Annotated in this window: 17 protein-coding genes; 5 read left to right on the forward strand and 12 right to left on the reverse strand. The window is 57.7% G+C overall.

Annotation, left to right across the window (positions count from 1 at the left end; all coding sequences use genetic code 11):
- Positions 1 to 36: 36 nt before the first annotated feature.
- Complete coding sequence (locus tag Pan97_RS00835) at positions 37 to 402, reverse strand: cupin domain-containing protein (protein WP_144969845.1); 366 nt, start codon at positions 400 to 402, stop codon at positions 37 to 39.
- Positions 403 to 1,035: 633 nt separating this feature from the next.
- Here Pan97_RS00835 and Pan97_RS00840 point away from each other — a divergent pair.
- Positions 1,036 to 1,920 (forward strand): hypothetical protein, encoded by an 885-nt coding sequence (locus Pan97_RS00840; RefSeq protein ID WP_144969847.1) that lies wholly within the window; start codon positions 1,036 to 1,038, stop codon positions 1,918 to 1,920.
- A gap of 231 nt (positions 1,921 to 2,151) precedes the next feature.
- Here the strand turns inward: Pan97_RS00840 and Pan97_RS00845 are convergent, their stop codons facing one another.
- From Pan97_RS00845 to Pan97_RS00860, 4 genes are all read right to left on the reverse strand, one after another.
- On the reverse strand, positions 2,152 to 3,681 hold the full coding sequence (locus tag Pan97_RS00845) for a sulfatase family protein (protein ID WP_144969849.1): 1,530 nt from the start codon (positions 3,679 to 3,681) through the stop codon (positions 2,152 to 2,154).
- 352 nt (positions 3,682 to 4,033) lie between these two features.
- On the reverse strand, positions 4,034 to 5,197 hold the full coding sequence (locus tag Pan97_RS00850) for a formylglycine-generating enzyme family protein (RefSeq protein WP_144969851.1): 1,164 nt from the start codon (positions 5,195 to 5,197) through the stop codon (positions 4,034 to 4,036).
- 205 nt (positions 5,198 to 5,402) lie between these two features.
- On the reverse strand, positions 5,403 to 7,622 hold the full coding sequence (locus Pan97_RS00855) for a hypothetical protein (RefSeq protein ID WP_144969853.1): 2,220 nt from the start codon (positions 7,620 to 7,622) through the stop codon (positions 5,403 to 5,405).
- A 162-nt stretch (positions 7,623 to 7,784) separates the two neighbouring features.
- The gene (locus Pan97_RS00860) at positions 7,785 to 9,461 is read right to left on the reverse strand and encodes a tetratricopeptide repeat protein (protein ID WP_144969855.1); all 1,677 of its coding nucleotides are present in this window, start codon (positions 9,459 to 9,461) and stop codon (positions 7,785 to 7,787) included.
- A 398-nt stretch (positions 9,462 to 9,859) separates the two neighbouring features.
- On the opposite strand from Pan97_RS00860, the gene Pan97_RS00865 reads away from it, so the two are divergent.
- Positions 9,860 to 10,222, forward strand: coding sequence for a DUF2237 family protein (locus tag Pan97_RS00865; protein ID WP_144969857.1), 363 nt, complete (start codon positions 9,860 to 9,862; stop codon positions 10,220 to 10,222).
- A gap of 98 nt (positions 10,223 to 10,320) precedes the next feature.
- On the forward strand, positions 10,321 to 10,719 hold the full coding sequence (locus tag Pan97_RS00870; protein WP_144969860.1) for a hypothetical protein: 399 nt from the start codon (positions 10,321 to 10,323) through the stop codon (positions 10,717 to 10,719).
- A 21-nt stretch (positions 10,720 to 10,740) separates the two neighbouring features.
- Here Pan97_RS00870 and Pan97_RS00875 read toward each other — a convergent pair whose 3' ends face one another.
- A complete protein-coding gene (locus Pan97_RS00875; RefSeq protein ID WP_144969862.1) occupies positions 10,741 to 11,988 on the reverse strand; it encodes a HEAT repeat domain-containing protein in 1,248 nt (415 codons plus the stop codon).
- 273 nt (positions 11,989 to 12,261) lie between these two features.
- Here Pan97_RS00875 and Pan97_RS00880 point away from each other — a divergent pair, with 273 nt between their 5' ends.
- Positions 12,262 to 13,260, forward strand: a complete 999-nt coding sequence (locus tag Pan97_RS00880) for an endonuclease/exonuclease/phosphatase family protein (RefSeq protein ID WP_144969864.1) — start codon at positions 12,262 to 12,264, stop codon at positions 13,258 to 13,260.
- Between the two features lie 9 nt (positions 13,261 to 13,269).
- Here the strand turns inward: Pan97_RS00880 and Pan97_RS00885 are convergent, their stop codons facing one another.
- The 6 genes from Pan97_RS00885 to Pan97_RS00910 all read right to left on the reverse strand — a co-directional run bounded on the left by Pan97_RS00885 (position 13,270) and on the right by Pan97_RS00910 (position 18,019).
- Positions 13,270 to 13,518, reverse strand: coding sequence for a hypothetical protein (locus Pan97_RS00885; RefSeq protein ID WP_144969866.1), 249 nt, complete (start codon positions 13,516 to 13,518; stop codon positions 13,270 to 13,272).
- 145 nt (positions 13,519 to 13,663) lie between these two features.
- Complete coding sequence (locus Pan97_RS00890; RefSeq protein ID WP_144969868.1) at positions 13,664 to 14,002, reverse strand: four-helix bundle copper-binding protein; 339 nt, start codon at positions 14,000 to 14,002, stop codon at positions 13,664 to 13,666.
- A 128-nt stretch (positions 14,003 to 14,130) separates the two neighbouring features.
- On the reverse strand, positions 14,131 to 15,156 hold the full coding sequence (locus Pan97_RS00895) for a HEAT repeat domain-containing protein (protein ID WP_144969870.1): 1,026 nt from the start codon (positions 15,154 to 15,156) through the stop codon (positions 14,131 to 14,133).
- Positions 15,157 to 15,383: 227 nt separating this feature from the next.
- Positions 15,384 to 16,667 (reverse strand): nucleotide disphospho-sugar-binding domain-containing protein, encoded by a 1,284-nt coding sequence (locus tag Pan97_RS00900; RefSeq protein ID WP_144969872.1) that lies wholly within the window; start codon positions 16,665 to 16,667, stop codon positions 15,384 to 15,386.
- The gene (locus tag Pan97_RS00905) at positions 16,664 to 17,185 is read right to left on the reverse strand and encodes a DUF1499 domain-containing protein (protein WP_144969874.1); all 522 of its coding nucleotides are present in this window, start codon (positions 17,183 to 17,185) and stop codon (positions 16,664 to 16,666) included. The genes Pan97_RS00900 and Pan97_RS00905 overlap by 4 nt, the downstream gene beginning before the upstream one ends.
- 3 nt (positions 17,186 to 17,188) lie before the next feature.
- Positions 17,189 to 18,019, reverse strand: a complete 831-nt coding sequence (locus Pan97_RS00910) for a 3'-5' exonuclease (RefSeq protein WP_144969875.1) — start codon at positions 18,017 to 18,019, stop codon at positions 17,189 to 17,191.
- Between the two features lie 153 nt (positions 18,020 to 18,172).
- On the opposite strand from Pan97_RS00910, the gene pepT reads away from it, so the two are divergent.
- Positions 18,173 to 19,423, forward strand: a complete 1,251-nt coding sequence (gene pepT, locus Pan97_RS00915; RefSeq protein WP_144969877.1) for a peptidase T — start codon at positions 18,173 to 18,175, stop codon at positions 19,421 to 19,423.
- Positions 19,424 to 19,442 lie beyond the last annotated feature (19 nt).

Below are 19,442 nucleotides of genomic sequence, written 5' to 3' on the forward strand. Positions count from 1 at the left end.
TCTGTTGTATCAGGCACTAGCGGCCACCGACGGGGATTAGTCGAACCATTCGTCTTCGGGGTCGAACTTGGGATAGACGATGTTCACAATCTTCATTTTTCCCAGGGCTCGGTGACGTGTGCCGGGTCGAATCATGATGCACATCCCGGGGTGCACGGGAATCATCTCATCGTCGAGTTGCATCTGGGCATCCTCGCCGCACTCGAGAAAGAAGTAGGTCTCGGTCAGCTTCTTATGGTAGTGGACTTTGGCATCGGTTGAGATCTCGGTGACGTGAATTGTCCCGGGGTAATCATCCACGTCGGCCAGACCGCGCTTGGCGGTTCCGCAGGGGCAAGGGACGCCTGGGATGTTGGCGAAATCGACGACTTCATATCCCTTGGTCGATGGGGTCGAGGTCATACTGCCTCCGATGTGTGGCGGGCTGAAAGAGGAAATTTGGATGCGTTATGCCGCATATTCTACCTGCCACGTGGATGAGGGGCTACCGATAGCATTGCGTTAAGCTGTAGCGATTAGTGGCGACCTTTCAGGTTCGGTTGGCAAGCTGTAGCGACTGGCTCGCGTGAATAACCGTTAAGGTTTACCTGTCTTCCGTGGTGGGAAAAGTTCGTGCAATCGAAGATGTAAACCAAGTAGCTGAAATTGGTTCTGAGCGATCAAGCCTGCCTAGTCTTTCCGCCGATACCGATTTCCAGACATACCTGCACGAGGTGTCTATCAAACGGAATTCCCTCTGGCGGATCATGAGGGGCTGTCAAGTTTCGATGGGGAACATTCGGGTCAAGGATTGGCTCGACGGAACTTAGACAGAGGACTGTGGAGACGAAAGAAACCAAGAAGCTTTGCTCAATAGGTTCGACTACACGCTCAAACTTCCGAGGCCATGTTGTCCAACCCGCCATAAGGACAGCCCCAGAGGTGCGAGCAATCGCGGCGTGGTAGTCGCATACCGTGATTGTTCACGAGAGCGCCGGCCTGGCGACAAAGAATATTGGGATCTGGAAGTCACCACTCAGAAGGAGAAATGACTCGATGAAATGGAACACTCTTTTGGCAACGCTGGTGCTCGCGTTTGTGTGTAGCCAAGCGAATGCCGCGGGACTTCTGAACCAAATGCTGGGAACCGGCTGCGGTTGCGATACGTCCTGCTGTCAAACCCCGAAATGCTGCTCGCCTAAGCCGCGCTGCTGCATGCCAAAGCCGACCTGCTGTGCTCCGGTAGCCGCTACTTGCTGTGCTCCGGAACCAACCTGCTGTGCTCCAGAAGCTTGCGGATGTGCTCCAGAAGCCACCTGTGCTGCTCCTGAAGCTTGCGGTTGTGCCCCTGAAGCTTCGTGCTGTGCTCCTGAGCCCAGCTGTGCTGCTCCTTGCGGATGTGCCACCAGCTGCTGCAAGAAGAAGTGCTGCACTCCGCTGAAGGACGCTCTGAACAACCTGTTCTGCTGCAAGAAGTCTTGCTGCAAGAAGAGCTGTGGTTCGAGCTGTGGCTGTGGCGCTCCAGAAGCTTCGTGCTGTGCACCTGAAGCTACCTGTGCCGCTCCTGAAGCTTGTGGTTGCGACAGCGGTTGCGGTTGCGAACCAACCTGCGGCGCTCCAGCTTGCGGTTCGTGCTGCAAGAAGAGCTGCAGCCTGTTCGCTGGCAAGTGCGGCTGCAAGAAGAGCTGCACCCCGCTGAAGGACGCCATCGCTCGCTTGTTCTGCGTCAGCTGCTGCAAGAGCAGCTGCGGATGTGACACCGGTTGCGGTTGCGACGCTGGTTGCGACAGCTGCGGTTCGTCGTGCGGTTGCGGTGCAACCTACTCGGCTCCAGTTGAAGCTGGTACTCCAACCGAAGCTGACATGATGCCACCGGCTCCAGTTCCGGCTGACACCATGACCTTCGTTCCAGCTCGCCGTCGTCTGGCTTCGGCTCGCTAAGCCTAGCGAAGACAGCGTGAATACAAAAAGCCTGGTTGGGGAAACTCAACCAGGCTTTTTTATGCGCGCTGCCAATCTTGTCCCCTCGCCCTTTCAGGGCTAGGAGTGTCGATGCTCTCGCAATTGGGTTACGCAGGGTAACCCAAGGGAACTCCTCTGGGACTACGCAAACAAAAGCGACTACGTCCGGAAAGACGTAGCCGCTCGTTAAAAGTTCGCTCAGTTGATGCTTTAGTACTTGCCACCTTCGCGCGGCGTGTCGTCCTTGTACTTCTCGCGAAGCTCTTTCAGTTTCTCGTGCATCTTGGCTTGCACCTCGGCGTACTCCGGCTTGCCGTAAACGCTGTTCATTTCGCTGGGGTCTTCCTGCAGATCGAACAGCTCCCATTCGCCCAGTTGATAGTAATGGATCAACTTGTAGCGGCCGTCGAACACGCCGTAGTGCCGCGGCACGCTATGAGCGCCGGGGAATTCGTAGTAGTGGTAGTACAGTTCCTTGCGCGGCCAGTCCTTGGGAGTCTTGCCGTCGTTTTCCAAGATCGGCAACAGGCTGAGCCCTTGCATGTCGCTGGGAATCTCCACGCCAGCGGCGGCGAGCATCGTTTCGGGGAAGTCGAGATTCATCACCAGCGCGTCGCTGACGGTCCCTGGTTTGACGTGGCCAGGCCAACGAACCAAGAGCGGCGTGCGGAACGATTCTTCGTACATCCAACGCTTGTCAAACCAGCCATGCTCTCCCAGGTAAAAACCTTGGTCCGAACTGTAAATGACCAGCGTGTTTTCCGACAGGCCCGTTTCATCCAGGTAGTCCAGTACCTGGCCGACCCCTTCGTCGACCGAGTCGATGCAGCGGAGGTAGTCCTTGATGTAGCGTTGGAACTTCCAACGCGTCAGTTCCTTGCCTTCCAGCTTGGCATCTTCGAACGCCTTGTTCTTCGGGCCGTAGGCGGCGTCCCACACCTTTCGCTGCTCAGGCGTTAGACCGCGTTGCGTGGCAACCTTCAAGTCGTGCATGTTCATCGTTTTCGCGATGGTCATGTCCTGGTCGCGGGCACCACTGGCACGATTCTTATAGTCGTCCCACATGTTGGCAGGCTCTTCGAAGGTGACGTCGTTGTACTTGTTCAAATACTTCGGAGCCGGCATCCAGTTGCGATGGGGTGCTTTGTGTTGGTACATCAGCAGAAACGGCTTGTTGGGATCGCGTTTCTCTTGCAGCCACTCCATGGCGATGTCGGTGATGATCTCGCTGGTGTGCCCTTCGTAGTTCTTCATGCCGTCCGAAGTACGCATCTTGGGGTTGTAGTAAGGACCCTGGCCTTGCAGAACGTTGAAGTAGTCGAAGCCGGTCGGTTCTGATCCCAAGTGCCACTTGCCAATAATGGCGGTCTGGTAGCCTGCTTTCTGCAACAGCTTGGGATACGTTTGCTGGCTTCCGTCGAAACGTGGCGTTTTGTTGTCGTAGAAACCGTTCAAGTGGCTGTACTTACCGGTCAGAATCACGGCCCGAGCGGGTCCACAGATGCTGTTGGTCACGTAGCAGTGATCGAAACGCATTCCGTCTTTGGCGATGCGATCGATGTTGGGTGTCTGGTTGATCGCACCAGGGTAGGCCGAAATTGCCTGAAACGCGTGATCGTCGGACATCATGAAGACGATGTTCGGCTTCTTGTCGGCTGCCTGCACGCTGCGATTGAGCCACGGGACGAGTGTCACCGCGATCAGAAAGAGGGGAAGAGAGTACCGAAATAAGTAGGTCATGGAGATCTCCATACAAGCCGGTGGGAAGGGGAAGTGGTTTAACGAGATTGAACCACGGCTCGTGCGCGAATGCCCCAATGGGGCGAGCCTAAACGGAATGCCAACTATTGTGGTTACTACGGTTTACCGCGTCAATTCAACCCGACCCATTGGGATGGGGGGATCCGCGAGAAATCTTGCGCGAGATAACGCACATCGCATCGGATGCCACCAAGACCGCGAGCTGAGATCCATCGGGACTGGCCACCACGCTCCATACGCTGGTGGATCTGTTCAAGCACGATTCGATCCACAAAAAAGCCCTCTCCCATGAACTGGGAGAGGGCGTGTGGATTGTGCATTTCAGAGAAAACTACTCGGCCTTCTTAATGGCAGCCGGCAATTCGGGATCGACCAGACCCAGGACGCCACGTCCTTCGATAAGGCGGTCGCTGACGTCGAGATTCAGGAACTCGATCTCAGGGACGTAGAACTTCGCAGCTTCCTTCTTAGGGGTTTCTTCCAGTGGACGAATCACGCGGAAGCCAACCATCGTCGACGGATAGCTGGTGAACCACCATGGGCTCAGCGGAATGTTCGGGTCTTCTTCCTTCCAGTCGCTGTCGCTGCTACCCATCTTCGAGGCAGCACGAAGGTTCTCGGGGTCGTCATCCCAGCCACCACCTTTGACCATCAACGGATCAGGCTCGGTTGGCCAGGCAACCGTATCAAGGGCCTTCAGCTTCTTGCCTTCCAGGCGAGCGAAACCTTCGTCGCTGTACTGATCAAGAACCCATTCCCACACGTTGCCGTGCATGTCGTACAAGCCGTACTGGTTGGGCTTCTTTTCTTTGACCAGGTGGGGCGATTCGTCGGCGTTCCCATCGAACCAGGCATACTCGTCCAGTTTCTCGGGATCGTTGCCAAAGTGATAAGCCGTGTCTGTACCACCGCGGGCTGCGTATTCCCACTCGGCTTCGCTTGGCAGGCGATACTGCTGGCCGGTGATGCCGCTGAGCCACTTGGTGTACTGACGCGCCGAATAGTTCGTCATGGTGACGGCCGGCAGTTGTGGGTCTTCGCCGTATTCGTAGGTGAAGCTTGGCTCATAAAGGGGCGTCGGTGCCGTGATGGCATCGATGCGGTTGTCGTCGGTCACTGGGCGAACGCCTTCGGCTTTGAAGTCCTTGAACGACTCGTACAGGGCCATGTAGGGCTTGTACTGCTTCCAGGTCGTTTCGTGTTCGGCCATCCAGAAGGGAGGGACTTCGACTTCGATTTGAGGCGCTTCGGCTGCGGTGTGGCCCGCTTCCGATTCAGGACTGCCGAGCTTGAACTTGCCGCCTGGGATCGGAATCATCTTCAGCTTGGCATCGGTGCCAGGAATCGTGATTTCGTAGGGCACCATGTAGCCGCTATCGATTTTCACGTAGGGACCCGACTCGGGTTTGGTGGGACTAATGCCAACTACTTCGGCGGCTGACGCGGACACAACCATGGTCGCTGCCACGGCCAGGGTCAAAGCAAACTTGTGCATACGGTTCGTCTCTCTTGAAATCGAATACCCATCTCGAACGAGACGCTCGTTGGATTAGGGGCAGAGCGTGCTCGCATTGTTAACGCGGCACCCTGTATGGTAGGCGGGGGGTGCCAACGAATCACTCAGTATAGGCAGGATAAAGATCGTTTGCCGGTCCAATTGAGTGCATTCACGGAATTTCCCGCCCGGAGAGGGGCGAAAGTTATTTCGTGCCGGTTTCCAACTTTATGGCCACGGAATTACTGGCGGTATCTTCCCCGTTGCGCTTCGTTTTCGCGACCAGTTTCACATCGGCAAGCTGTTTTGCTTGGATACCAGTGGGCAACACGATTTCAATTTCGAAATCGTTTTTGTCGGCGGCAACCTCAACCGGAGCCGCTTTGGCCTCCTTCGGAAGCCCTTCGGCAACGATCGTGACCGCTTCGGCGAAGCCGCCTGCTCGCGAGATCTTTCCTTTCAGTCGGACGATCGACTCGCCGGTCAGTGCCAGGAAGAGCGGTGATCCCATCGACAGGCGAACGGCTGCGGTCGTCGCCGATGCTTTGACCTGTTTCTTGTCATCCGACAGGAGCTCACCCTTGACGGCAATGTCCCAGGCAATGTCTTTCAGTTCCTGAGGGACCGACAGCGAAAGGGTCATCTCCGATTGATCGGCGGCCAGCACTGGTTCGCCATCGAGCTTGATCGCTTTGGACAAGTCAGGCTTTCCTTTATCCTCAGGAATGACCTGTGACGTCACCAGCGAAAACCGAACCGGGCCTGTTTCCCCTTCGCCGCGCTGTACCTTGACCGTCAGCGGTGTCGATTGCCCAAGTCCGAGTGCGTTAGCTGCTGGTGCGCTGCTGTAAGCCAACGTGAGTTTGGGTTTTTGCAGAATGCCGATGCCGAGATTCTCCTGGGAAGCGGCCAGGCCGAAGCTGCCTGCGTCGGTGCCGATGGCGGCTACACGCGAAAGTTCTTGCTCCTTCGCTTTTGCTGTTCCCATGACCATGCCCACGGCGGCCTGCTTGGCGTCGGCCGAAGCGGTGAAGGTGACCAGCGCTCGATCGGCACGTGCCGGTATCTCGTTGAGCGAAACCTGAACACCTGCGGGCAGTTCGGGGAAGTTCAGTGCAATCGGCCCACCAAACCCACGACGCTGGGCAATGACTTCCATGACGGCGCTGCCGCTGGCCGGAATGTTAACGGCCGGGCTGGGGATGTGCAGATGAAAGTCGGCATGGTTGGCCGGTGTGACCGCGATGCGATACAAGTGCAGCGGACCGCCGGCTCGCGTCACGTCGTGGACTGATACTTTGATTTGCTTGACATCCTTGGGAACGTCAAACGTGGCGGCTGGATCGGGTGTGTTGTTTTGATCGTCGGAACTGGCCAACATCCCGCCGTCAGGCTTGCGAATTTCGAGCACGGCATCGACCGGCGAATGAAGCCGCTGGGCGAAAACTTCCGCGCGGTACTTCATGCCTGGTGTGACGTCGACGAGAAAAGCGTCCTGCTCTTTCGGCTCGGAAAGGATGCTGCTGATTCCGATCGGAGCAGCGCCGACCGATGCGTCGGCAGGCGATTCGCCCGGGGGAATGGTTACCTCGGGAATACCGCTGACGTAGATCTTCGGCCGGGTGCCGCTGAAAGGAGTTGAGGAATCCAATTCTTCTGAGGATTCGGAGAACTGTTCGGGTATCAAACCGGGCCCTTGCTCGTCTTGAGACTGTAAAGCCAGCGGCAATTGCAAGTCGCGGGAGTAAATGAAGTGTCCGACCTTCAGACGAAAATGCCCCGGCGAACCTCCTTTGAAGAGAACGTCTTGCAGCTTGATTGTATAGGTGCCGTCGGCAGGGAGTATGACCTCGACGCGGGCATCGCCTTGCAGGGTGACTTCGCGCGAGGAGTAAGCTAACTGCGTGCCACGCGCGTCAACGATGCTGACCAGCGGCTGCATTTTGCTTCCCAGTCGCTGAGCTTCGACTTCAGCTATGACCCGCTGACCGGCTTTGCCGCTGAAGGTGGTCGACAGAAGCTGCGAGCCAGATAGGTTGCCACTGAGAGCGATCGGGAGCGTCTCGATCTTCTCGCTGAAGACGGCCTCTGGCAGTTGGTCGATTTCCAGGGTGATTGGTGCGCTGATTCCCGTCGCCGAAGCAACCCGCAGGTGACCATGCCTGGGCTCGACGTCGGCTGCCAGTTCGATCTCGAGTTCCAAACGCCCGGCATTCGACTCAGGCAGAACACGAAGGGCCTTGGCTGCAAAATCGAGTTTCACCTCGGTATCAGGACTAAGCTGTTTGCCACGAAGGGTTAGACGCGTTGTCTGCCCGCTCGTGAGACCACGTAGCGAGACGTTATCGATCTGCGGAGCAGCAATCGCTTCCGACGCAACACACCAAGCGAGTGTGAGACCGACGAGTACTGAAGAGCGCACCATCAGGTGGGTTCCTTGTCGTTTAGGCGAGACCGCTCAAGCTGCGGCAGGGTGGGGCGGGATAAGGTTCGGAGTTATTGTCCGAGACGGAACGACGGTGCGTCAAGGAAAAACGCGACCGAAGTTCCGTGTGTACGAGATCAAGTTGTCTCGTCCAAGTTGTTTTTAGTTGCCGAACGGATCGGCAGCGGGCTCGCTGGTACCAAATGGATCGTTCGATGGAGCCGGGGCCGCACCGAATGGATCGTCGCTTGGCTGGGGCATCGGCTTTGGAGCTGGTGCCTCGCCAAATGGGTCGGCAGCTGGCTGCTCGGTGGCCGGAGCGGCTCCGAATGGGTCATTGCCTGCAGGGGGCGCCGCGCCGAATGGGTCGTTCGAAGGCTGCTTCATCTCGGGCATCGGTTCCGCACCAAAGGGATCGTCACTGGGAACCGTGTTCGAGGGAGCGGCGGAAGGGACACCGAACGGTTGTTCGTTCGTGCTCGGGTCGTTACCGAACGGATCGGCGCCCGGAGCTGGCTGAGCGCCAAATGGATCGTCGTCGGCTGGCATCGCACCCGGTTGGGATGCACCAGACGGAGGTCCCATGCCAGGCACCGAAGGAACTTTCACACTCGGAATCAACGCACTTCCCAGAGCACCAAACGCAGCGGAAACGGGATTCGGTTTGCTCTCGGTGGTTGCCGCACCCGCACCTGGGGCTGGTGCTGCCCCAAACGGATCGGTATCGGTCGGTGCGGCCATTGGACTGGCCGGAGCGGGATTCGTGGCCGATCCTGGAGGGGACGTGCCACCAAACGGATCTGTGGTCATTTCGGGTTCCGATGGACTGGGCATCGGAGCGGCACCAAATGGATCGTCCGAAGGTGCCGGAGCGGCGCCGAATGGATCGTCGGTCGGGGTGGTCGGAGCCCCGAACGGATCGGTATCAGTCGGTGCTGCCATCGGGCTGGCCGGAGCTGGGTTGGTGGCCGATCCTGGAGGGGAGGTGCCACCAAACGGATCTGTGGTCATTTCGGGCTCTGAAGGACTGGGCATCGGCGCGGCACCAAATGGATCGTCGCTAGGCGTAGTGGCCGATGGGGCCGGTGCGGCACCAAACGGATCGTCGGTCGGGGTGGTCGGAGCGCCAAACGGATCGGTATCGGTCGGTGCGGCCATCGGGCTGGCCGGAGCTGGGTTGGTGGCCGATCCTGGAGGGGACGTGCCACCGAATGGATCTTCCGTCATTTCAGGTTCGGTCGGACTGGGTTGAACGATCGGATCAGGCGTCATCGGAGTGGTCGCTGCGCCTGGCGAGCCGAATGGATCAGTTTCGTCCTCGGAGGGAACCGGAACCGATGGCTGCGTCGAGCTGGTGCGTTGTTGGCGATCTCGCAGAACTTCATCTTCGGCTCGCTTAAGGGCTTCGTAGCGTGCTCGTTCGCGTTCCTTCTTTTTCAGGTAGACCTCCGTACGCACTTTGTCGCGGTAGTCTTCCAGCATGATTCGCTCGGAACCCTGGACGCGTTCGAGTGCCTTGCCCACGGGATAGACCTGACTGCGATCGAGTTCCAACTCAGCACCCTTGGTGAAGTCGGCTTGTGCCTGGTCGGTGTTGCCAAGCTTGTAGTTGGCCAGACCCATGAAGTAATAGACACGCGGATCATTGGTGCCTTCGGCGAGGACGGCTCCAAGAAGCTTTTCTGCTTCCAGATAGTCGCCTCGGTTGTACGCGTGCACACCGCGACCATACAAATCGACAAGAACGGTGTCTTGAGCCGCTGCCTCTTGGGTCGTGCATGCAGTCAGAAGCAGGCTCAGGCAGGACAATAGCCCGCAGGCGATAACGTTCCTCGTCATCAATAAAAACTCCCTGGTACCGATCGGTTGGCCGCGCTCGAGGGGCGCTTCGTTTATGAGATTTGTTGGGAAGTGGACGTGCTCGTGGGGAAAATGGATTCGACAGGAGGCAATGATTCAGCTGAATCACGGACCACCTGTCCTTCGTCCTTGAAGAGTACCGCCTGCCACTCGAACGAGGGCAATCGGACCACCGGTTACCGTCCCTGGAAAAAGAACCACGGCTCACCGGTATCGTAGTTCGGTTGCTCCCAGATTGCAAGTTTTGGAAGCGAACCCGCCCATTTGGGGTAAGTTCTCAGGCGGTGGGGACTTGCGACGCATGCGGTCATGTTATGATGACCGCGTACCGCGCGGTACGTACCCTGCTTGCACTCTATCTCAAGGCTGCTCCCGTAATGGCGAAAAATGTCCTCGGAACCGATCTGCAAGACTGCAGCCAAGACCCTCTGACTGGCTTCTTTCGAGACGGATGTTGCCACACCGGGGCCGAAGACGTAGGGCTGCACATCGTCTGCAGTCAAGTCACGGCAGAGTTCCTGGAGTTCTCGAAAAGCGTCGGTAACGATCTTTCGACACCCCACCCCGAGTTCGGCTTCCCTGGCCTTAAACCGGGTAATCGCTGGTGTTTATGTGCTTTGAGGTGGAAGGAAGCCTTCGAGGCAGGGGTCGCCCCCTCGGTGGTTCTCGAGGCGACGCACATCTCGACCCTCGAATTTATCGACCTCGAAGACCTGCAAGAGCACGCCGTCGACGGCTGATTGCCAGTCTTTCTCGACGAAATTGCTTTCCTGATGCCCGGTGGCTGTTAAAGTGCATTAGAGAAGCGTTTTGAATTCTTGCCGAAAGGTGGTGCTCGATGGTTCGCTTGGCCGTGGCCCTCGCGTGTGTTGTAACTCTTTTGGGTAGTAATGCTTATGCCGAGGCCGCTCCGCCTGATCTAGCGGGCAAATACCAATGTGTGGGCACTTCCGACGCTGGGGGCAAATACGTCGGCGAGGTCATCGTCCAAAAGGTGAACAAGGGCTATCGCATTACCTGGGTCGTCGGCAAAACGAAGTACGATGGGATTGGATTCGTCGACGAAGACCGTCTTAGCGTTGCCTGGACGTTGAATACGCCCAAAGGCGTGGCCATCGGGGTGGTCTCTTACAAGATCAAAGAGAACGGCACGCTGGTCGGAAAGTGGACCGACCCTTCACTGAAGGGAATCTACGATGAAACCCTGGTGCCGATCGTCGAGAATCGATTGATCTAACTTGCGCTTGCCGCGCAGTGGCTACTGCTCTCGGGCCAACCGAATAGTCGGCGACTTGGGGGCATGGACCTGTTGGTACCATTCCTTCCAGGAAGCTGGGTTGTAGCCGAAGTCTTGTCCGTCGCACAGTTGCATCAGCGCCAGGTGCACGCCTTGGTTCTGCACGCGGACGATATCGTACGCGTTGCGGCTTCGCCCGAGAAACTCAGCCAGCGTCAGCATCCGGTAGGAAGCCTTCGGCCCTTCGACGTCAAACCGCCGCTCAGGAGCCAGCGACGTATAGAAGTAGGTATACCGCGACGAATGCGAAGCCAGGTGCTGCGTCTGCAAGGCACCAGCCAGGGGAAACACCGCGGTGGGGTAGTCGAGCTGGGCCAGAACGTAGGCTGCCCGGTTCACGATCGTGTTGTCGTAACTCTTCAAGTGATTGGCGAAGTACTCGACCATCTGCGGGTCGCGCTGGGCGAGTACTTCCTGCAGGCACTTCTCGCGGTAGATGGGATTGTTCTGGAAGACCGCGTTCTCCATCAAAAAGGAACGAGCCGCCGGGCTGTTCATGCGACCGAGTGTTTCGAGATAGACAAACGCGAGATCCTGGTCGAGTTCTTCTCCCAACAACTGGATCAAACCAGGAATGGCATCGGGGTCGTCTAGTGTATCGAAGTCGATTTGTACTTCCGGGGCCGACGAACGCCCCAGTTGTTGCCGCCAGCGATGCAAACGAAGCTTCCAATCAATCCGCTTTTGCTTCTGGCGCTCTTGTGCGACCTGCAGCGCGGCCTGCTGCATCGTCATCCAGCGCCCTTCAAAGCGGACGTAACCGCGATCGGTCATGATCTCTTCGCGGCTGACCCATCGGCCGTCACGGCGCTCGTAGCCGAGTGCCTTACGGGCCGGTTGATAGTTCGGATCGAGCTGGAGAACTCGTTGGGCGTGGCGCTGGAAAGGAAGCTGCAACTCTTGCTGCTGACACCACTTGGCCAGTTTCCATTGGTCTCCGACCGTATCGGTAAAACGGGATGCGTAGTCGAAGTACTCGTCTTCGGTGACTTTGGGGGATTCGACCTGTTGCACCTGGTGGCTGGCCAGAACGACCGAGCCCACTCCTTCGACGATCAGTTCGACCTGGCCGCCGGCTGCGGCTTCCGAGTCTTGCCTGACAGCGGCTTCCAGTTGCCCCCCATTGGCAAGCTGCACGACCTGGGCGTGGGCGCATAGCGGCAGCCCGACTAGCCCAAGCAGACCCGCAATGATAGCACTCCAGTGCAAACGACCGCGCTCCTGTGATGAGAAGGAAACTCACCCTTCAAGATAGGCATTGATAGCACGATCGACAATGATTTCTCCCGGAAATGATATGGATTCGCTCCGCCGCTTTCCGCTATGGTCTCGCACCCCGCTATGCGCGCGGGGGCTGACAAGCAAGAAGTGAGAAGAGCATTGCGGGCATAAAACACCGGTGTGCCACTGGCGAGACGCCAGTGGCACACAGCCTTCTTGGTTCTCAGAGAAGCGACAAAATAAGTCCACAGGAGATTTGCGGTGAGAAGGACGAGTGCCTTGCTATTGGCATTGATCGCTGGCGCCGGCGCTTGGTTCTTTTTCCAGAACTATCGCATCGAGGGAATCGACAACGTGGTGGTCGTCCCGCGCGATGCCACCACCGCCAAGTCTGCCGCACCTACCGCGGACCCGATGGTAGCCGTGCCGGCGATGGCGCGGAAACAAGATTCGATCCGCGTAGCCTCGTTCAATATCCAGGTCTTCGGCACGGCCAAGATGGAAAAACCGGAAGTGATGGCCCGGCTGGTCGAGATCATTCGCCAGTTCGATGTGGTCGCCATTCAGGAAATCCGCTCGATCGATCAAAGCCTGCTGTCGCGTTTCGTCGAGATGATCAACGCCAACGGCAGGCATTACGACTTCGTCATTGGCCCGCGTCTGGGTCGAACCGATAGCAAAGAGCAGTTCGCTTACGTCTTTGATACGGCCAGCCTGCAGGTCGATCGTTCGCAGGTCTACACCGTGGAAGATCCGCTGGACGTCTTGCACCGTGAACCACTAGTCGCGTGGTTTCGCGTGCGGGGACCCGACCCCAGTCAGGCATTCACTTTCACTTTGGTCAACGTGCATGTCGACCCGGACGAAGTGCAGCAAGAGATGGACGTGATGGACGATGTCTTTCGCGCGGTGCGTGATGATGCCCGCGGCGAAGACGACGTGATCCTACTGGGTGACTTCAACGCCAACGAATCGCAGTTCGGCCAGATCGCGACGATACCTGGCATTACCTGGGCGATCAGCGGCGTGAAGACCAACACGCGAGGAACCGAACTGTACGACAACCTCTTCATGCAGCGCAGCGCCACCAGCGAATACACCGGTCGCAACGGCGTGTTCGACTTCCTGCGTCAGTTCAACTTGACGCTGGCCGAAGGGCTGGAGGTATCGGACCATCTACCGGTTTGGGCCGAGTTCAGCATCTACGAAAGAGGCTCGCCACACGGACCCGTGGCGGCGGTGCCTGCGAATACGAAGTAGGTGGAACGATTAATTTCGCCGATAGATTCTCGGTGGCATGCGAGTGTCGACGTCACCGGTAAGCCCCATGTATGCGTACATGAATCCGACCACGATCATAGGGGCCCCTAAGAGGAGGCCTGCTGCACCATAGACGATTCGCAGCCACAGTTCATCGCCGATCCATCCGAAAATGACTTGGCTAAGGCAAACAGCCAAGACTCCCAATCCGGCCAGCATGCCCTTAAGTCCATTCCAGAATAGATCAAATCTTCCCATCGCGTTCCTCAGCTAAGTCCCAATCTGACTTGACTGCTTAACCTGATGCGAACGGCATTGATGCACATTCTCTCACGATTCTCAGGCGAGGTATCTCCCCTGAGAATCGGTGAGGAATGGTAACGTCAGATTTTAGTCGCTGCTGTTAAGCATGCACGCCAGCCATCTTATGGCATTGTTCGCCACACTCGCGACATGCTTTCGCACATTTCTGGCAGTGGTCCATATCATGCTTTTCGCATTCGGCGGCGCAAGCTTCGCAGATATCGGCACAAATACGGCAAATTTCCGCCGCAAATTGCGAATCGCGGCTCAGGTAGGCGGCGGCGGTCCAGCAGATTTGCGAACAATCGCGATCGGTGCGGATACACTCGGCCATTTTGGTCACATCGGACTCACTCAGGCAGGAATCGGCGCAGAGTTCGCATGCTTGAGCGCATTCAATACAAGCTCGGATACAGTCTGCGTATTTCGAGTGTGACATCAGTTCCTCCTTTCCCAGGGAGATGGAGACAGTTCAACTTGGGGTCGACTTAACGACCGGTTTCGTAGGGCAGCAACCGCTGTGCCAACAGTGGTTTGATGTTCTGGATCCAAGCGATATCAGTTTCCCTAGTCCAGCCACTCTTCACGAAACACACGTGCTAGCGCATCACTCTCGGTCGCTTCCACCGCCGCTTCCGTTCGCTGGCGGAGGTCACCCAGCGGGCCGTTGAGTCGTAGCGCTTTCACTGCGTCGGCGGCGGTGCGGATGTCTCGCTTGTCGACCAGTGACAGGAGAAAGTCTTGCGACTCGGTCGTTCGCAACAGACCAATACAGAGAAGCAGGCTTTCGCGAACGTTCAATTCGGCCCGGCGTCCCCAGACGCTACGGAGAATGTCGAATGTGCCTGGCAGGCGGGCTTCACCCAGGGCCAAGGCCGTTTGTACGCACTGATCGGCGTCATGGGAAGTGAGAAACGTTTGGACGAATGCGAGTCCCTCTTCGCGGTCCGCTTTCAGCAGGGCCGAGCAGCATTCGCCGTGGACTTCGGCCTGGCTGTCGCCGGTGAGCAACTTCAAACGCAATAGGGGAGCCGCATCGACCTGGCCCAAAGTTCCCAGGGCTTGAGCCGCACCCAGGCGTGCTTCCGGCCACGCGTCGCACAGCAGAACGGCACAGCGGTTGAGCACTTCCATCGCCGGTGCGAAGTGGACTAGTCCGATGGCGCACGCGCCGCGCAGCTCGGCGGCCGTGTCGATCTCGCCTTTCCAGTGGGGTTCGATTTGTTTGTACGTGATGCCGTCGCGGAAGACCTCCATGTCGGCGTGTTCGATCTGCACGAGGGCCTTCACGATGGCCGTTTTGCCGAGGCAGCCAGGGTCTTTCTTAAGCGGGTTCCGTTTGAGTCGCCAGTACGCTTTGACCAGGTCGGCCGTACAGGATGCGTCTTCCGCCTCGGTGATCATCTCGGCTGCCCGCTGCACGGTGCGGTTGGATGCGTGCGATAACGCGGCCTGAAGCAACTTCCTGGCCTCGTTCGTCGAGAGAGGCTCCTCACCGCGAGCCAGGCTCCGTAGTTGGTCTGTGATGGGGGCGTCGGTCATGTCAGCGCTGGCCATGAAGTTTTTGGAAGCGACGTTCGTCTTCGTCGGCATCGCTGTTCTGATTGTTGAGTCGGTAAGCGGACGGCCGGAACTTGAACGCGTAGGCAAGTGCCGTATCGAAGTATTCCTTGGCATTCGTACTTCATGCGAAGCGTTTCCGCCTGGAAGAGATGGCGAACGATTTTTTAAGCTTTCAGCGGGCCCCAATCTCGATGAATGGTTCATCCTACGATTATTTGCCGGAGAATCGATACAAGAAACTTCGCGGGCGTTTTCGATCAGATCGCTTGGTTTCGTTGACGATGCTCGAAGTTAACAACTGTTTGTTTGGTTTCGAGGGCCTGTTCGATCAGTTTCGCGGCCATCTCCAGGCCATCGTAGCTGGCCAGGGTCGCGGCGAACTCGTTGGCTTTCTGCTGAAACGAATCGTCGTGCAACATACGATCCAGCTCCCTTTGCAGGCGCTTGGTGGTGACGCTACGAACGGGGATCACGCGGCCATTGCCCAGGTACTCGGCCCGCTTGGCTACGCCCGGCTGATCGTTGGTGACCGGTAGACAAAGCATCGGCACGCCGTGCGACAGACACTCGAGCGCCGTGTTCATGCCGGCGTGCGTGATCACCAGCGTAGCCTTTTCCAGAAGACGAAGCTGCGGGGCTTTCTCGACCAGCAGAACGTTCTCGGGGATGGGGCCAGGGACGTCGACTTGTCCGCCTCCTTTGCTGAGGACGACCTGCATCGGCAAGTCACGCACGGCATCGATGATGCTCCGGAAAACATGGCTGACGGCGTTCTGCAGCGTTCCCATCGAAGCATAGATGAGCGGCCTGCCATCGAGCCAGTCCCAGGGGAAATCGATCGACGTGTCATCGCGTTCGGCGCGGTGCCACGGTCCAGTATAGTGCAGCCGCTCGGGATACTTGGTACGAGGGTATTCAAAGAAGGCCGGTTGCTGGGCGAGATGTACCAGGGCTTTATCGTTATTTCGAATGAGCTTCAGCGGATCGACGCCAACTTTCTTTTCCGCCGCAAACAGGCGATACGCCCACAGTACCAGGTGTTTGGCAATCTCGTTGCGTGCTCGCCCGTAGAGGTCGGTTCGGTAATCCCAAGGCAGTGGCGGTGGGGGCATGTACGGATCCCAGTAGACAGCCAGGGCATTGCACGCGACCGCATAGGGAATCGCTGCTTCTTCCGCCTGGATCGCGGCCGCTGGCGCGACCTGGTCGATCACCAGCCCGTCGAAGGGAATTGCCTCGAACGCCTCGCCGATGTAGCGCCGGACGAGTTTCGCTTGAATGCCGAAGATCTTACCGGTCATCATCATCCCTTGGATGCCGGACGTCTTGCCGAGTTCGCGGAACGATTGCTCGAGCCGGTCGTTCAGCTCGTCGTGGGGACCCAACGCATAGAAAGGAAGGCCACTGCGCCGGACGATGCTTTCGGCCATCTGGCAGCCCAGGAACGTCACCTCGTGGCCGCGACGCTGAAGCTCGCAGCCGAGCGTAGTCATCGGATTCAGATGCCCAGGCACCTCGGGGCAGTGCAGACCGATTCTCATGGCTTGAGACGTTCCCGAACTTTCGACATCAATTCGGCGATGTTGCGGGGGTTCTGGCCTAGGTCTCCTTTGCCGACGCGCGATTGGCTGGTGACCGTGATTTGAACGCCATCTTCCGCGTCGTTCAGGTAAACGCGAATGTCGTCGGTGAACTTGAGCAGCTTCGTCGTGCGGGTCGCATTGACAATCGTGCGTTTACCTTCGGTGGTGATGCTTTCGATGCTCCAGTCTTCCAGCTTCACGATTGCGTCGGTTACCAGCGCGGTGGCTTTGTCCCGGTCGCCGGGGACCACCAGCGGCTGCAGCAGCGGGTTCGGGTCGCTTTTCCTGGTTTCGGCGTGATTGGTCGTCAGGTCACGCGACCAATCGTCGACGTACAGTGAGAGAACGACGATCGGACCGACGATCAATATTGCCAAAAGGCCGAGAGCAACATACAGCCAGATCATTCGTCGAGCTTTCTTCGGAGTTTGTGAGTCGGACGCTGGGCTTTTCTTCTTCTTTCGCTTCTTCGCCACGATTTACTCCCCGGAGTCTGCATCCCAGGGATTTTCCCAGTCACCCCAGCCTTCTAAATAGGCTTGATAGATGGGCGTTTCGCTGGCCCGATTCTTGAGCCAGGTCTTGGTTTGTTGGATCAAATCCTGCTCACGATCGAGCGTGATTTTCCCGAGCAAGACGCAACAGCGCAGGAAGACGAAGTACGTATCCAGCACGTCGCAGCGGCAGTACTCGTTGATCTCTTCGAGCTTCCCTTCGTGATACAAGTCTTGCACCATGTGCCCTTCGATTTCCATCTTTCCAGGCTTGCCTAAAAGGTTCGCGGCCAGGTTCAGTCCGCCGGTGAAGCGACTGGCCCCGTAGTTGGTCAGCACATCGTACAGATCGAAATGGGAATCGTTGTTGTAGCGATATCGCGATTGCTCGAAGTTCTTGGCGTTCAAATTGAACCAATCCGGCACGCTTAATCCGAACCGAAACGCGGCTAGCTCCATCAACGGAATATCAAACGCGCGTCCGTTGAAGGTCACGAAGGTCGGTCGGCGGTACGCTTTCCAGCCTCGCCAGAAGTGGTCGGTGATGGTCGGTGGGCGAAACTTGGGCGCATCCAATACCACCTGGTCGATCAGGTTCAGTTCGATGTCGAGCTTGGCGATCGCCACCGAAACAGGCATCTGGTAGGTATAGGGTATGAAGTCGCTTCCCTTTTCTTCCAGCAGTTCGGCTCGAAAGCGATTGACGGCCTCTTCCGGCGAGAGCCCCTCGTCGGGATACTTCAGCCGGGAAACGAGGTTGCCATCGGCGACCGATTCCACATCGAACACCAAGTATCGAACCGCCGCTTCCGCCATTGCGCTACCCTTTTCACCAAGAAATGCTTGAAATTCCTTTCCCACATCAACAACGTATCACAACGCCTGGGGAATAACGACGGAGGGTGTTGGATTCCGCTCGGTTTCACTAAGCTGAAGGGAACACACCTAGCGTCCTCTAAAGGAACCTCCATGAGCCGCGATCGTTTACTCCAGCGATTTCTTAAATACACCCAAATCGACACGACTGCTGGCCACCCGGGCGGCAAGTACCCCAGCAGCGACGGGCAACTAGTTCTCGGCAAACTGCTGACCGACGAGCTATTGAAGATGGGAGTCGTCGATGCGGTGCAAGACGAACATGGTCTCGTGTACGCAACGGTGCAAGGAAAAGTGATGGGGTGCCCGGTCGTGGCGCTCAATTCGCACGTCGATACTTCTCCGGAAACAACCGGGGCCAATGTCAAACCCCAGGTAATTGAAAGCTATGCCGGCGGAGACATTCCGCTGCCAGGCGATCCGACGAAGGTGATCACCGTTCGCGATAACCCCGAGCTGAACGATCTGCATGGCTGCACGCTGATCACTACCGACGGCACAACGCTACTGGGCGGCGACGATAAGGCAGGCATCGCCGTCATCATGGAAGTGGCCCAACGGATACTGGAAGGGAAGGGGCCTGACGTTGGGACCCTGAAGATCTTGTTTACCTGCGACGAAGAAATCGGCCATGGAGTCGATCACGTCGACCTGAAGAAGCTCGGCGCCGACGTGTGCTACACCTTGGATGGTCCTGGTGCGAACGAACTGAACGAAGAGACGTTTTCGGCGGACCTGGCCACCATTACCGTGAAGGGGGTGAACATTCATCCTTCAATCGCCAAAGGACGCATGGTCAACTCCGTCCGCGCGGCGAGCGCCTTGGTGGCAAAGCTGCCGACCGATCGACTTTCCCCGGAAACGACCGACCAGCGCGATGGCTTCATCCATCCCTACATCATCGAAGGGGGCGTCGCGGAAACGACCGTTCAGTGCATTCTTCGCAGCTTTGAAACCGAAGAGCTGGAAGCTCAGGCTCAGCTCATTCGCGACCTGGCCAAGCAGGTCGAAGGAGAGTTTCCCGGCTGCGAGATTCACGTGGCCGTCACACCGCAGTATCGAAATCTAAGAGACGGCTTGGAAAAGGAACCCCGCGCCGTGCCGATCGCAGAGAAAGCACATCGCGCGCTGGAGCGGCCTTGCAGCAAACGCGTCATTCGCGGGGGTACCGATGGTTCGCAGTTGACCGCGATGGGATTGCCGACACCGAATCTTTCGACCGGACAACATAACCCGCACTCGCCGCTGGAGTGGGCCTGTTTGGACGAGATGGAGCAAGCGGTCGAGTTGGTGCTGAAGATGCTGGAGCTTTGGGCGAGCGAACCCAAGTCTGCCGCAAGCTAAAAGGATCGCTTGCCTAAGT

This window comes from Bremerella volcania (assembly GCF_007748115.1).
GTDB classification, from domain to species: Bacteria; Planctomycetota; Planctomycetia; order Pirellulales; family Pirellulaceae; genus Bremerella; species Bremerella volcania.

What these genes read in the sequence shown, in the direction of transcription:
- Pan97_RS00900 (WP_144969872.1), bottom strand. Translation starts at nt 16,667, where the DNA reads ATGAGAATCGGTCTGCACTGCCCCGAGGTGCCTGGGCATCTGAATCCG.
- Pan97_RS00895 (WP_144969870.1), bottom strand. Translation starts at nt 15,156, where the DNA reads ATGCCGACGAAGACGAACGTCGCTTCCAAAAACTTCATGGCCAGCGCT.
- Pan97_RS00850 (WP_144969851.1), bottom strand. Translation starts at nt 5,197, where the DNA reads ATGCACAAGTTTGCTTTGACCCTGGCCGTGGCAGCGACCATGGTTGTG.
- pepT (WP_144969877.1), top strand. Translation starts at nt 18,173, where the DNA reads ATGAGCCGCGATCGTTTACTCCAGCGATTTCTTAAATACACCCAAATC.
- Pan97_RS00860 (WP_144969855.1), bottom strand. Translation starts at nt 9,461, where the DNA reads ATGACGAGGAACGTTATCGCCTGCGGGCTATTGTCCTGCCTGAGCCTG.
- Pan97_RS00835 (WP_144969845.1), bottom strand. Translation starts at nt 402, where the DNA reads ATGACCTCGACCCCATCGACCAAGGGATATGAAGTCGTCGATTTCGCC.
- Pan97_RS00870 (WP_144969860.1), top strand. Translation starts at nt 10,321, where the DNA reads ATGGTTCGCTTGGCCGTGGCCCTCGCGTGTGTTGTAACTCTTTTGGGT.
- Pan97_RS00840 (WP_144969847.1), top strand. Translation starts at nt 1,036, where the DNA reads ATGAAATGGAACACTCTTTTGGCAACGCTGGTGCTCGCGTTTGTGTGT.
- Pan97_RS00890 (WP_144969868.1), bottom strand. Translation starts at nt 14,002, where the DNA reads ATGTCACACTCGAAATACGCAGACTGTATCCGAGCTTGTATTGAATGC.
- Pan97_RS00855 (WP_144969853.1), bottom strand. Translation starts at nt 7,622, where the DNA reads ATGGTGCGCTCTTCAGTACTCGTCGGTCTCACACTCGCTTGGTGTGTT.
- Pan97_RS00910 (WP_144969875.1), bottom strand. Translation starts at nt 18,019, where the DNA reads ATGGCGGAAGCGGCGGTTCGATACTTGGTGTTCGATGTGGAATCGGTC.
- Pan97_RS00865 (WP_144969857.1), top strand. Translation starts at nt 9,860, where the DNA reads ATGGCGAAAAATGTCCTCGGAACCGATCTGCAAGACTGCAGCCAAGAC.
- Pan97_RS00885 (WP_144969866.1), bottom strand. Translation starts at nt 13,518, where the DNA reads ATGGGAAGATTTGATCTATTCTGGAATGGACTTAAGGGCATGCTGGCC.
- Pan97_RS00845 (WP_144969849.1), bottom strand. Translation starts at nt 3,681, where the DNA reads ATGACCTACTTATTTCGGTACTCTCTTCCCCTCTTTCTGATCGCGGTG.